This is a genomic window from Bradyrhizobium sp. 930_D9_N1_4, from assembly GCF_052076015.1.
GTDB lineage: Bacteria > Pseudomonadota > Alphaproteobacteria > Rhizobiales > Xanthobacteraceae > Bradyrhizobium.
The window spans coordinates 513017-525631 of the sequence record NZ_CP197236.1; the positions used below are offsets into that span (position 1 = coordinate 513017).

Sequence of the window (12615 nt, forward strand, 5' to 3'; positions counted from 1 at the left end):
TCGCAAAAGTCTATGGGCGGGATCGCCGCCCGTCAATCCGTTCAGGCGCGCTCCCCATCACCTGATTGCGAAGTCGGCCGCCGTCTCGGCGTGAATGGCCGTGGTGTCGAACGTCTCGACCGAGGTGTCGCCGGGGCCGACCAGCATCGTGATCTCGGTGCAGCCGAGGATGATGCACTCGGCGCCGCGGCCGACGAGCGCCGCCATCACCTCCTGATAGCGGCGGCGCGAAGGCGCTTCCACGAGACCCAAACACAGCTCGTCGTAGATGATGCGGTTCACGTCCGCCCGTTCGTCGGCAGCGGGAACCAGGACGTCGAGATCGTGCGCCCGCAGCCGGTCGATGTAAAAGTCCTCCTCCATCGTGAACCTGGTGCCGAGCAGCCCGACCCGCCGGTAGCCCTTGGCCCTGATACGCTCTGCCGTTGCGTCGCCGATGTGGATGAAGGGAATGGTCACGCGCGACACGATGTCGGGCGCCAGCTTGTGCATCGTGTTGGTGCACAGCACGATCGCACGCGCGCCGGCGCCTTCAAGACGCTGCGCGACCTCCGCGAGGCTCGCCGCCGCCTCGTCCCAGCGGCCGGCATACTGCATCTCCTTGATCTCCTGGAAATCGTAGGAGTACATCAGGAGTGGCGCCGAATGCAGCTTGCCCATGCGATCGCGGACTCGCTCGTTGATGAGCTTGTAATAGAGCGCCGTGCTCTCCCAGCTCATGCCGCCAATCAGGCCAATGGTTCGCATGCCGCGGCTCCGATGAATGTTTGATACAATAACGTTGGTACGTTTGTTTCAGATTATTTCTGAATGATCTGTTCGCGACAAGAAGCAGCGTCCTGTTTTTCCCGGGAACAGTCTGCAACGCGACGGCCGCGGCGTCGAACGAATCCATCAGTTGCTCAAAGCTCATTCATTCGCGACCAGGCTCGACGTCCAATCGTGCTTTCCAAGTCACATGCATTTTTCAATCGCCACGATTTAGATGCCTTCCAGGCCTCGTTCTGATGCAATTGCCGGCGGGGTCCGGCAAAAAAATCCGGGGGCTGCGAACACTGCGGCCGATTGGAATTGAGGACGTCGCGTGTCAAGAAACTCGAACAAGAAAATTCTATTGCTCGGTGCCGCCAGTGTCTTGTCTCTGACGCTGGATGACTTCCTGACCAGCACTGCCCTCGCGCAGTCGGCTTTGCCGCCCGTCACCGTTGATGCACCGCAAGTGGCGCCCCGGCGCGCCGCTCAGCCCAATCGGTCTGCAAGTGCGCGCCGTGCCGCCGCCCGTCGAGCCACATCTGTCGCGGCACCGGCTGTGGCGGCCGCTTACGCCGCGCCTTCGACCAGTACGATGGGGGCGCCGAAGCCTTACGCAGGCGGGCAGGTCGCGACAGGCGGCCAGCTGGGTCTGCTCGGCAATCGCGGCGTGATGGATACGCCGTTCAGTCAGGTCAATTATACGGACAAGCTCATCAAGGATCAGCAGGCGCGAACGGTCGTCGACGTTCTCTACAACAATCCGTCGATACGAACGACGTGGGCCGACAACAGCTATACGTCGGCTCTCATGATCCGCGGCTTTCCGGTGAGTCCTTGGGACTTCAGCTTCAATGGCCTGTTCGGCGTCGTTCCGGGCCTGTCGTTCGCGGCCGACTCTGTCGATCGTGTTGAAGTTCTGAATGGCCCGAGCGCATTTCTGAACGGCCTGCCGCCACTCGGCAGTGTGGGCGGCACGATCAATATCGTTCCCAAGCGCGCAACCGATGATCCGATAACCCGTATCACGGGGCTTTACTCATCGAACAGCACCTTCGGTACGCAAATCGACGTCGGTCGCCGCTATGGCGAGAACAAGGAGTGGGGCGTTCGCTTCAACGGCAGCTATCGCAACGGCGACACCTCGACGAACAACCAGTCGATCGAGCTCGGCAATGCGGCGGTCGGGCTGGATTATCGCGGCGAACGCTTCCGGACGTCGCTCGACCTCGGCTATCAGAATCAAAATACCCAATCGCCACTCCGGCCGACGTATCTTGGAGCGGGGGTGGCCGTGCCGAAGGCGCCGAGCGCCGACGCGAACTGGTTCCAGCCATGGACTTACGCCCATGTTCAGGACATCTACGGCGCATGGCGCGGCGAATACGATCTGACCAATAATTTCACCGTCTACGCGGCGGTTGGTGGCCGGAGAAATCGCGACTATCTGCTCACGGGCTTTGCCACCATCAACAACGCGAACGGAAACCTCGTCGAGGCGCCGTACAATTTCCCTGTCTTCCGCGACGACTCCTCACAGGAAGTGGGCATTCGCGGCCGGTTCTCGACCGGCGTCATCGATCACAGGGTTTCGCTGGCCGGGACCAAGCTCGACGATTGGTCGGGTAGCCAATTTCCGGTCGTCGCCACCATCAATTCCAATCTCTACAATCCCACCTACACCGCCGCGCCGAGTTACGCGCTGATCGATCCGAAGCTCAGCAGCGTGTTGCATGCCTCGACCGGTGCCGTGTCGGATACGATGTCGGTGCTGGATGACCGGGTGCAGCTGACCCTTGGCGGCCGGCAGCAGCGAATTCAATCCGCCGGCTTCAGTACTGCGACCGGAGCACAAACCTCATATTACGCCAAGGATGCGTTCACGCCGGCCGTGGCGTTGCTGGTGAAGCCGCTTCAGAATGTGTCGCTCTACGTCAACTACATCGAGGGCTTGCAACCGGGCCTGACCGTTCCAATCGGCTACGCAAACCAAAATCAGGTGTTGTCGCCCTATATCTCCAAGCAGGTCGAAACGGGCGTCAAGGTCGATTGGGGCCGTGTCATCACGACAGCATCTCTCTTCGAGATAACGCAGCCGAGCGCGGCCGTTAATACGGCGACGAATACCTACACCCAGGACGGGCAGCAGCGAAATCGTGGCCTCGAACTCAACGCAACCGGTGAGGTGACGGAGTCCATTCGAATCCTGGGCGGCGTCACCTTCTTGAATGGTCAGCTCGTGCGTACGGCCGGCGGCACAAACGACGGGCACACGGCGCCCGGCGTGCCCGACATTCAGCTCAATATCGGCGGCGAATGGGATACGCCGTTCCTTCGCGGTCTCACGCTGACGGGCCGCGCGATTTACACAAGCGAGCAATATTACGATGCCGCCAACCGCCAGCAGATTCCCGTTTGGGTGCGTTTCGATCTCGGTGCGCGCTACACGTTCGATCTGAGAGGCAAGCCGGTCACCATTCGCGCCAATGTCATCAATGTCGCGAACACCGGGTATTGGGCAGCGGCAACGCCGACCTATGGCTTGGTGCTCGGCGCTCCCAGAACCTATATGGTTTCCACGACGTTCGATTTTTAGAGATCGTCGGCTCCAAGGGGTCTTCGGGCCCCTTCTTCTTTGCGGGGAACATCATGACGCGTGCGGCTCTTCGTCGTTGGCTCTGGGTTCATAAGTGGTCGAGCCTGGTTTGCACTGTGTTCCTGCTCGTCGTCTGTGTGACCGGGCTGCCGCTCGTGTTCAGCGACGAGATCAACGATTTTCTCTACGACGGACTGCCGTACGCGAACGTCCCGCCGGGGACGGCAAATGCGAGTCTCGATACGCTCGCGGCCAGTGCCCGCAGGCTCTACCCGAGCGAAACGATCCTTTCGATATTCGTCGATGATGACGAGCCGAAAGCAATCGTCTTCATGGCTCCGTCGCTGGAAGCTTACGCGGCGAATCGCAAGGTCGGCCACGCGATACGATTGGATTCGAGAACGGCCGAGCCGTTGAAGCAGTCCAAGCCCATCAACCAGGCGGATGTAACTTTTATGGGCACCATGTTGCGTCTCCATAAAGACCTGTTTGCGGACCTGCCTGGTGAACTGTTCATGGCCGGCATGGCCGCTCTGTTCGTGATCGCCCTGGTGTCGGGGGGCGTCGTCTATGGCCCGTTCATGCGCAAGCTCGAATTTGGCTCGATCCGCACCGATCGTTCGCGCGCCAAATGGCTGGACTATCACAATATGGTCGGTGTGATCCTTCTAGCCTGGATGCTGGTCGTGGGCGTTACCGGCGTTATCAACGAGCTGACCACGCCGATATTCGCGCTCTGGCAGAAGAGCGAGGTGCAGGCGATGCTCAATCGCTACAAGGGAAGGCCGACGCCAGCTGAATCCGAGCTGTCTTCGCCCCAGGCCGCTTTCGACGTGGCGGCGACAACGGTGCGGCACATGAATCCAATGTCAGTCATATACCCCGGCTCGCCGTTCGGAACGCCCACCCATTACATCGTATGGATGCGCGGCGATGACACCCTGACATCCAGGCTGAGGAATGCGGTTCTCGTTGATGCGAAAACCGGCCATCTCGAAGGCCAGGTCAAAATGCCCTGGTACCTGCTCGCCCTCCAGGTATCTCGACCGCTCCATTTCGGAGACTATGGCGGTTTGCCGCTGAAAATTCTTTGGGCTTTTCTGGACATCGCGACCATCATGGTTCTTTCGACCGGGATCTATTTGTGGCTGAGGAGAGGACGGCAGAGCCAGGCCAGCCTCGCGCGAGGCGTAGCTTCGGCGACCATGGTCGGCGAGGCCGCCGAATGAGGCGTTCTCAGACCGCCTGGCGCATTTGGACACCGCCGCTGATTTTCGGCGTGCTCATCATCTTCGGACTCTTGTCCGCTCTTCTCGGCGGAGGTGGCGTTTGGTGGGGGCTTTGCTGGGTTGCTATCTCCGCGCCCTTGATCGCCGTGATCAGGTTTGCGTTGAAGGCGGGCAGACCGCCCAAGCGCCCGGAAAAATCAGCGAGCGGACGTGCAACTCTGACGTCGTGAGAAAAAGGGATAGAATGGCATTTCGTGTCTTGATCATCGGCGGCACCGGGCAAGTGGGAGATGCCGTCATGCGAGCGCTGGCGGCGGAGCCGTCATGCGCCGAGATCGTCATGGTCAATCGCAAGGCAGCCTCTCCGAACGCCGATCCCCGCGTGCGGCAGGTGATCCTCGACACGGCAGATGCCAGTTTTTCGGGAGAGGTGACAAAGCTCGCGCAGGAGATGGTCGCGCAAGGCGATCCCGTCTACGGGGCGTGTTGTGTCGGCGTCGGCAAAGGCAGCCGGAACTGGAGCGAGCAAGACCTGATCGCCCTTGAAATCGGCATCGTCGGCGGCTTTGCCCGCGGCTGTCGTGCCGGCGGCATCACGCGATTTGCTTTGCTCTCGGCGGTGGGCAGCACCTCGAAAAGCAGGATCCGCTATGTCAGGGTCATGGGCCTGAAGGAAGAGGAAGTCGAACGGACAGGCTTCCGGCGCCTCGCGATTTTTCGCCCGGGGATCATCGCAGGCAATGTTCACACCCCCGGTTACGTCGCCTGGCTGGGGCGTCTCATTCCCGGATCTTTCGGCGTGGTCGAGCAGGACGATATCGGCCGCGCCTTCGCGGCTGAATTCAGCGACCGCGCGGCGGCGGACGGGACGGTCTATTACGAAAACGGCGCGATGAGGCGAATGTCTCGCGCGCCAAAGGGGCACCCGCGAATTTAGTGGCTACGCCGCCTTCGCCTGCGCCGACAGCAGTTGCTTCAGCTTCGCAGCCGGCACGGCCGGGCTGAACAGCCAGCCCTGCATCTGGCTGCATCCGAGCTGGCGCAGCACCTCGCGCTGGGCTTCGGTCTCGACGCCTTCGGCGGTCGTTGCCATGTGGCGGGCGGCGGCCATGTGCACCACGGCCTGCACGATCGGCGATGAATCTTCGGACTGGCCGATGTCGCTGATGAAGCTGCGGTCGATCTTGATCTTGTCGAACGGGAAGCGGTGCAGATAGCTCAGCGAGGAATAGCCGGTGCCGAAATCGTCGAGCGCGATGCGCACGCCGAGCTCGCGCAGCTGCTGGAGGATCGTCAGCGCTTCCTCGTCGTCGCGGATCAGGACAGTCTCGGTGACCTCGAGCTCGAGCCGCCCGGGCGCAAGGCCCGACTCCGCGAGTGCGGCCGCGACTTTCAGCGCGAGCGTCCTGGAACGGAATTGCACCGGCGAGACGTTGACCGCGACGTGGATGTCGCCGGGCCAGCTTGCTGCTTCGGTGCAGGCCTGCCTCAAGACCCATTCGCCGATCTCGCCGATCAGGCCGGTCTCTTCCGCGACCGGAATGAAGTCGGCCGGTGAGATCATGCCGCGCTCGGGATGGCGCCAGCGCAGCAGCGCTTCGCAGCCGTTGACGACATCGGCCGCGAGATCGACCAGCGGCTGGTAATGCACCTCGAATTCACCGCGCGCGAGCGCCTGGCGCAGATCGAGCTCGAGCTGGCGACGCAGCCGCGCCTTGGCGTCGTATTCGGGCACGAAGACGCGGAAGGTGCGGCGGCCCTCGGACTTCGCCGCATACATCGCCAGGTCGGCGCGCTTGAGCAGATCGTCGAGATTGTCGCCGTGATCCGGCGCGATTGCGATACCGATGCTGGCGTCGGTCGGGATGTCCTGGCCCTTGCAATCCACCGGCGTGCGCAGCGCCTTCAGGATGGTCTCCGCAAGCTCCGTCAGCTCGGCCGGGTCGCGGGTGCCGGCCTTGACGATGGCGAATTCGTCGCCGCCGAGACGGGCGACGAGATCGTTGCCGCTGACGCAGGCGCGCAGCCGGTTGGCGACCTGACGCAGCAGCTCGTCGCCGACCTCGTGGCCGAGCGAATCGTTGACGCCCTTGAACTCGTCGACGTCGATATAGAGGATCGCGAACGGCTGGCCCTGGCTAAGCTCCGCGACGCGGCGCTCCAGATGGCCACGCATCAGCACGCGGTTGGGCAGGTCGGTCAGCGCGTCGTAATGCGCCATGTGCGCGATGCGCTCGTCGGCGCGGATGCGCTCGGTGACGTCGTCATGGGTGGCAAGCCAGCCGCCGACCGTGCCGGGCTGGTTCTTGATCTCGATCAGGCGGCCGTCGGCCGTCTCGACGACGACGCTGTGCGTCTGCGCGACGCTGTCCAGAATGCCGTCGCAGTAAGTGTCGACGTCGCCGTGGAACGAGCCGGTCTCGAAGCGGTGCCGGATCACGTCGCGGAAATGGGCGCCCGGCTTCACCACATCGGCGGACAGGCCGTACATCTCGATGTAACGGCTGTTGCAGACGATGAGCCGCTCGTCCTGATCGAACATCAGGAGACCCTGCGTCATCGTGTTCAAGGCCGTGTCGAGCCGCTGCTTCTCGACCGAGAGGCGGTGCGTCATCTGGCGGAAGATCAGATAGAGTGTGAGCACGAGCAGGCCGATCGACAGCACGGCCACGAAGACGAAGAATTTGGTTTGCGTGCGCCAGGTGGCGAGCGTTGCGTCGAGCGATTTGGTCGCAACCACGACCAGCGGCTCGCCGGTCAGCATGCGCGAGGCGACGATGCGGTCCTTGCCGTCCATCGGACTTGCGAGCTGCGTCGTGACGAAGGTGCGCTCGAACACGGCCTTCTGTTCCGGGGAGCCCTTGCGGTAGTTCTGCCCGATCATCGCATCGACATGGGGGATGCGCGCGAGCAACTGGCCGTTCTGGTGGTGCATCGCGACCGAGGATTCCTCGCCGAGGCCGGCCGAGGCGAAGAAGGATTCGAGCTGCTCCGGCGAAATCGCCCGCGACACCATGCCGAGGAACTCGCCATGCGGACCGGTGACGCGCCGCGCGAACACGATCGCAGGTCCGTTGCCGAACCGGCCGGGCACGACCTCGATCTCCTCCTGCGAGGCCGGGTCGATCTTGAGGCGATTGTAATAGCCGCGGTCGGCGACCGAAATGTCCGCGACCGGCCAGCGCTTCGACGAATTGATGAGAATGCCGGCGGCATCGAACACGTTGGCGCCGGCGACGTCGGACCAGCCGCTGGCCTTGGTGCGCAGCACCTCGTGCATCGCGAGCGTGCCCATCTCGCTGCGGAACACGTTGGCGGATTCGATGCCATGGCTTTCGAGTTCCGCGATGATGCTCTTCTGGAGCACCGCGAAATCCTCGAACTCGCGATCGAAATGCCGCGCGAGCATGCGCACGGAGTTTTCGAGGCTGTCGCGGCCGCTTTCGATTGCATTCTGGCGGAAGCGGTCGACGGTGAGCGCGGTGCCGATGGCCATCGCGACCATCAGCACGAAGCCGCCGACGATCAGCCACGTCAGCGGTGCTCCCCGCCAACGGCGGAGCAGCGCGCGCATGCGCGTGGTCCATCGGATTGATGCGCCCATCCAGCCCTCCCGTGGGATGCAAGATGCAGCAAAACCGACAAGAGCGCGTTACCAGTAAGGGTTAGGAGAATATGAATCGGTGTAAAATCAGGCAGTTGGTTCCCGGGCGCCGGCGCTCACCGTCGGATCTCCCACCTCAGCGCGTCCGCGTTCCCCTTTGCGAACATCGCCGGCACATCGAAGGTCCCGGTCTTGAGATCATAACGGCAGCGCCAGTCGGCCAGCCCCTTCACCGCGACGTTCTTCGGATGCTTGTCCATCTCGCCGGACAGCGAGATCACGAGGTAGCGGTTGTCGGGCCATGCGACGCCGAGCGCGCGATAGGCCTCCTCGGTGCCTTTCACCAGATTGGCCGAGATGTGGTAGTCGAGCTTCATCTTCTTCGTGTCGGGCCGGCTGTAAAAATAGGCCCAGGCGAGATCGCTGAGCGATGTCTTCGTGGCGCTTGCGAAAGCGCCGTTCTCGACATGGTAGAGAAACAGGTCCTGCTCGCCGGAGCCGGTCTTCTGCATCCGCACCAGCCATTGCGAGTCATTGGTGAAGCGGAAGCCGGCGCCATAGCCCTGCTCCGGTTTCAGCTCCGTCATCTGGTCGCCGCGTCGCGCCCAGACCTGCCATTTGACGTCCCAATCACCGCCGTCCTTCATATATTGCTTGAGCCTGGTGGCGCCGTCGGGCGAGGTGAAGGCGAGATCGGCATCGTCGGTGAGGACGAATCCCGGCGGTGGTCCGGATGCCGCGAGCGCAGGGGAGGCAGCCAGGATCAGGGCGAGCGCCAGCCATGGCGCGGTGCGGAACAACGACGTCACGGAAAATCCTCAAAATATGCCGCGATGCGGCCTCGCCCGTTTGACTCCGGCAGGGCCGCGCCGGTTCATCCGATCGACTGTCTTGCTGCCGTGGCCAAATCGGCGCAATTTGCCGCCTTCGGCTGATTTGCGATCCAAGGGCTGGTTTCTGATGATCACCGCTACCAAGGCCATTCTTGCATTCTGTCTGCTCGCGGTGGTCGGCACCGTGCTGGTGATCGGTCCCGCCGAGTTGCGCCGCCTGCTGCCGGGCGGCGCGCAGACTGAGGTCGCGGCGGTTGCGAAGCCGGACATCAAGCCTGAAACCAAGCCTGAGTCTGTGGTGGCCGCGAAGCCCGAGGCCAAGGTAGAACCCAAGGTCGAGACCAAGGCGGAGACCAAGGCGGACGAACCAAAGCTCGCCGCCGTCGCGCCGCCCGCGCCAGCCACGTCCCCTGCTCCGGCCCCCGCGCCGAAAGCCGATGCGCTGGCCGAGACGCAGAAGCAGGTTGCGGCGCTGGCCGACATCGCGCCGGTCAAGCCGCAGCCCGCCGCGACGGACACCGGCCCGCGCTTCGACGTGGGACGCGTCGGCGATCATGGCGAGGCGGCGGTGATTGCCGGCCAGGCCGCGCCGGGCGCCAAAGTCGAACTGCTGCGCGAGGGCAAGCCGCTCGATACGGTGGTGGCCGATGCGTCCGGCCAGTTCGTGATGATGCCGCCGCAGCTTCCGGCCGGCTCCTATGAACTGACCCTGCGGGCGAAAGCGCCCGACGGCACCGTCACGCAATCCGCCCGCACGATGCCGGTGACCATCGCCGAGCTGGCTCCGCCGCCCGTGCGGCCCGCGCCGGTCGCGAGGCAGCCGGAGAAGCCCGACGACAAATCGGATGTCGTGGCGTCCCTGCCGTCGCCGCGCCTTGCTTCAGTGCCTGACAAGCACGCTGCTCGTCCAAGGTTGATGGGGGCACCGAAGCCCCGTGCCATGGCGCGCGCACCGGTCGTGCCCGCGGCCACGACAGTCGCATCGGCGTCGCCGGCCGACATCCTGACCACGGCCCCCGCAGAGACCGGCAGCCGGGTGATCTCGCGCGGCGACAGCCTGTGGACCCTCAGCCGGCTGGCTTACGGCGACGGCAACCGCTACGCGGTGATCTTCAACGCCAACCGCGACAAGATCCACAATCCCAATCTGATCTATCCCGGCCAGACGTTCGTGCTGCCGCAAAAGGCGCAGTGAGCGGTCTCTCTCAAGGGAGCAGCGCCGCGACGCTTTGACCTGTACGCGTTCGGAACATTTGGTTCCCACGCGCGTCATCACGATGCGGCGCGGTGCGCTCTTGGTGCTGAGGAGGACCAGGAAGTGGTCAGGTCAGCGGTCGTTCCGGGATCACACATGGGGCTGGCGCTCGGCGCGGCCCTCGTGGTTGCGGCCGTGCTGCTGCCTGATAAGGCCGAGGCCCAGTTCGGAATGCGCGGTGGTCCGCTCGGCGTTGCCCGGTTTGCCGTCGGTCACGTCATGGGCATGTCGCGGCTGCGCCATTCCCGCATGGCGGTGCGCGGTGGACGCTATCGCGCGGCTGCTTTGCGATCGCAGGATCCGCGCGGCGCCGAGCGCTGGCAACCGCCCAATCCCTATATCTTGCGTGCGGCGCTCACAGCGCAGGCGGCGCTGTCGGGCTGGCACGGTGGCCGTAACCCGAAAGGCTGGTGGCGTCATCCCGACGGCAGCTACGGCTGGGTCGGCCCGGTGTTCTGGCCCTACGCGCATGACGACCTCACCACCGCTGTCGTCTTCGGCGATCCGACCAGCCTCTCACTCTACGGCTATGGCGACATCTACGCCGCGATCTTCGCGCCCTATGCGGCGGCCGAGCTCGCCGCCTACGCCTCGCCGCAGGTCAAGCGCGGACGAAAAGTCCCGACCCTCGACGGCATCTGCGATGCCAGCGACACCGGCGGCCTGCCGGTCGAGCGCATCGCCGCCGCGGTGCAGCCGAACGAATTGCAGCGCACCGCGCTCGACGAGCTCGCCGCCGCCTGGATCGCGGCGCGCGACATGATCCGCACCGCCTGCCCGGCGCAGGCGCCGGCGAACGCATCCGAGCGCCTCGGCCTGATGCAGACGCGCCTCGAGGCGATGATCAAGTCGACAGACGCCGTCGCGCCGTCGCTGGCAAAATTCGAAGGTCTGCTCGACGACGGCCAGAGGGCAAAGCTCGATGCGCTCGCCAATGAGCGCCGCGCTGCGCTCGCAGCCGGGCAGCAAAAGAATCCGCAGGCAAAGAACGCTCAGGTGCCGGCAGCCTGCGAGGCCGGCTACGATCCCCGCTATGATGTGCAGGCCCAGCGCCAGTATGAGCAGCTTCTCCAGCAGCAATGGCCCGCCGATATCGCGTCCACGCTCAAGCTCGACGACACCGCGCGCGCCCGCCTCGACGTGCTCCAGGACACCACGCTGCGCACGATGGAGACGCTCAGCGCCTGTCCCTCAAAGGCCGCGGAAACATCGCAGGCCCGCCTCGCCGCCGTGAAGGCGCGGCTGGAGACGATGCTGCAAGCCGTGAGAGGCGTCGGCGACGCGCTCGACGATTTCGAGGCTGATCTGAGCGACGAGCAAAAGGCGGGCTTCGAGGCCATGGGGCCGAAGCGCGGGGCGTGATGAGAGCGTTTTCGAGCGAAGTGGATACCGGTTCGCGTCAAGAAAACGCGTCAAACAAAAAACCTAGCCACACGCCCAGTCGAACTTCATATCCCTAAAATCGAGCTGCGCGTTGCCGCCACCAAAATTGTAGCCGCCAAGATATTCCTCGAACTCGATGTAGAACGGGCTCATCTCCGGCACCGCCTGGCACGGCCGCATGGTGCCGCCGAGATGGTTGTGGGCGTGGTCCTTGCCCCACTCGTGCAGGCGGAAATTGTCGCGGCTCGGCACGCCGCCGAGATAGTAGTAATAGGGCTGATAGCCGGTCGGCGGGTTTTGCCTTGTGGGCTCGTCCTGCGGGCCCTTGCCGGCATTGGGGTCGGTCGCACGCGGCGTCAGCGCGATGGCGCGGGTCTCGGCGAGATCGCTGCGCGGCGACGCGGCAAACATCTTCTTCGCATACGGCGCGGCGGCTTCGAAGAAAGCATTGGCGCCGCCGACATCGAGCCAGCGCGGCCGGTCGACCGTGGCCAGCGCAAGCGGTGCCGGCGGCGTCGCGAACGCGCCCTCGTATTCTGCTTGAGTGAGCAGCAGCGCAGCATATTCGTAATCGAGAATATCGGTCATGCGCGACAGGCGCGGATGCGCAGGCCGTGCCATCACCACCTCGCGGATCTCAGGGTCGTCAGGCGCGCCGCCGTCGTTGTGATCGGGCGGGGTCGCAAAGAACGACACCGCGACGATGTCGTCGCCATGCACTCGATAATCCTCCGGCAGCAGCAGCGTGAAGCCGTGCATCAGCGGAAAACCGGTGACGGGATCGAGCGGCCATTGCTCGCTCTCGATCCCCGGCGGCAGGCCATAGACCCAGCCCTGGTCGCGCGCGCGATCGACGGGCCGGTCCAGCATCTGCAAATCATAAGCACGCGAAGGCAAGGCAAACGCCACGGTCGTCTCCCGTTCGAAGTCAGGCCTCGATGGTGAGGCGAGGGTTAGTCGCGGGG

9 protein-coding genes are annotated in these 12615 nt (G+C 64.0%); 5 read left to right on the forward strand and 4 right to left on the reverse strand.

Features of this window, described 5'->3' with window-relative positions; translation table 11 throughout:
• Nucleotides 1-57: 57 nt before the first annotated feature.
• On the reverse strand, nucleotides 58-747 hold the full coding sequence (locus AB7532_RS02435) for an aspartate/glutamate racemase family protein (RefSeq protein ID WP_441233245.1): 690 nt from the start codon (nucleotides 745-747) through the stop codon (nucleotides 58-60).
• A gap of 337 nt (nucleotides 748-1084) precedes the next feature.
• Here AB7532_RS02435 and AB7532_RS02440 point away from each other — a divergent pair, with 337 nt between their 5' ends.
• From AB7532_RS02440 to AB7532_RS02450, 3 genes are all read left to right on the forward strand, one after another.
• Entirely contained in the window at nucleotides 1085-3346 is a 2262-nt protein-coding gene (locus AB7532_RS02440) for a TonB-dependent receptor (protein WP_441233246.1), read from the forward strand.
• 53 nt (nucleotides 3347-3399) lie between these two features.
• Nucleotides 3400-4575 (forward strand): PepSY-associated TM helix domain-containing protein, encoded by a 1176-nt coding sequence (locus AB7532_RS02445; protein WP_441233247.1) that lies wholly within the window; start codon nucleotides 3400-3402, stop codon nucleotides 4573-4575.
• 259 nt (nucleotides 4576-4834) lie between these two features.
• Nucleotides 4835-5512, forward strand: coding sequence for a hypothetical protein (locus AB7532_RS02450; protein ID WP_441233248.1), 678 nt, complete (start codon nucleotides 4835-4837; stop codon nucleotides 5510-5512).
• A gap of 3 nt (nucleotides 5513-5515) precedes the next feature.
• Here AB7532_RS02450 and AB7532_RS02455 read toward each other — a convergent pair whose 3' ends face one another.
• Together AB7532_RS02455 and AB7532_RS02460 are read right to left on the reverse strand one after the other, a co-directional pair.
• Complete coding sequence (locus AB7532_RS02455; RefSeq protein ID WP_441233249.1) at nucleotides 5516-8179, reverse strand: bifunctional diguanylate cyclase/phosphodiesterase; 2664 nt, start codon at nucleotides 8177-8179, stop codon at nucleotides 5516-5518.
• 116 nt (nucleotides 8180-8295) lie between these two features.
• Nucleotides 8296-8988, reverse strand: a complete 693-nt coding sequence (locus AB7532_RS02460; protein WP_441233250.1) for a hypothetical protein — start codon at nucleotides 8986-8988, stop codon at nucleotides 8296-8298.
• 151 nt (nucleotides 8989-9139) lie between these two features.
• Here AB7532_RS02460 and AB7532_RS02465 point away from each other — a divergent pair, with 151 nt between their 5' ends.
• Together AB7532_RS02465 and AB7532_RS02470 are read left to right on the forward strand one after the other, a co-directional pair.
• The gene (locus AB7532_RS02465; RefSeq protein ID WP_441233251.1) at nucleotides 9140-10207 is read left to right on the forward strand and encodes a LysM peptidoglycan-binding domain-containing protein; all 1068 of its coding nucleotides are present in this window, start codon (nucleotides 9140-9142) and stop codon (nucleotides 10205-10207) included.
• A gap of 156 nt (nucleotides 10208-10363) precedes the next feature.
• Nucleotides 10364-11629, forward strand: coding sequence for a Spy/CpxP family protein refolding chaperone (locus AB7532_RS02470; RefSeq protein WP_441233252.1), 1266 nt, complete (start codon nucleotides 10364-10366; stop codon nucleotides 11627-11629).
• 63 nt (nucleotides 11630-11692) lie between these two features.
• Here the strand turns inward: AB7532_RS02470 and AB7532_RS02475 are convergent, their stop codons facing one another.
• Nucleotides 11693-12520 (reverse strand): hypothetical protein, encoded by an 828-nt coding sequence (locus AB7532_RS02475; protein ID WP_441233253.1) that lies wholly within the window; start codon nucleotides 12518-12520, stop codon nucleotides 11693-11695.
• Between the last annotated feature and the right edge of the window lie 95 nt (nucleotides 12521-12615).

Bases quoted from the DNA above. Each gene is read 5' to 3' on its own strand.
- AB7532_RS02435 (WP_441233245.1), bottom strand. From the start codon at position 747: ATGCGAACCATTGGCCTGATTGGCGGCATGAGCTGGGAGAGCACGGCG.
- AB7532_RS02445 (WP_441233247.1), top strand. From the start codon at position 3,400: ATGACGCGTGCGGCTCTTCGTCGTTGGCTCTGGGTTCATAAGTGGTCG.
- AB7532_RS02455 (WP_441233249.1), bottom strand. From the start codon at position 8,179: ATGGGCGCATCAATCCGATGGACCACGCGCATGCGCGCGCTGCTCCGC.
- AB7532_RS02465 (WP_441233251.1), top strand. From the start codon at position 9,140: ATGATCACCGCTACCAAGGCCATTCTTGCATTCTGTCTGCTCGCGGTG.
- AB7532_RS02470 (WP_441233252.1), top strand. From the start codon at position 10,364: ATGGGGCTGGCGCTCGGCGCGGCCCTCGTGGTTGCGGCCGTGCTGCTG.
- AB7532_RS02475 (WP_441233253.1), bottom strand. From the start codon at position 12,520: ATGCTGGACCGGCCCGTCGATCGCGCGCGCGACCAGGGCTGGGTCTAT.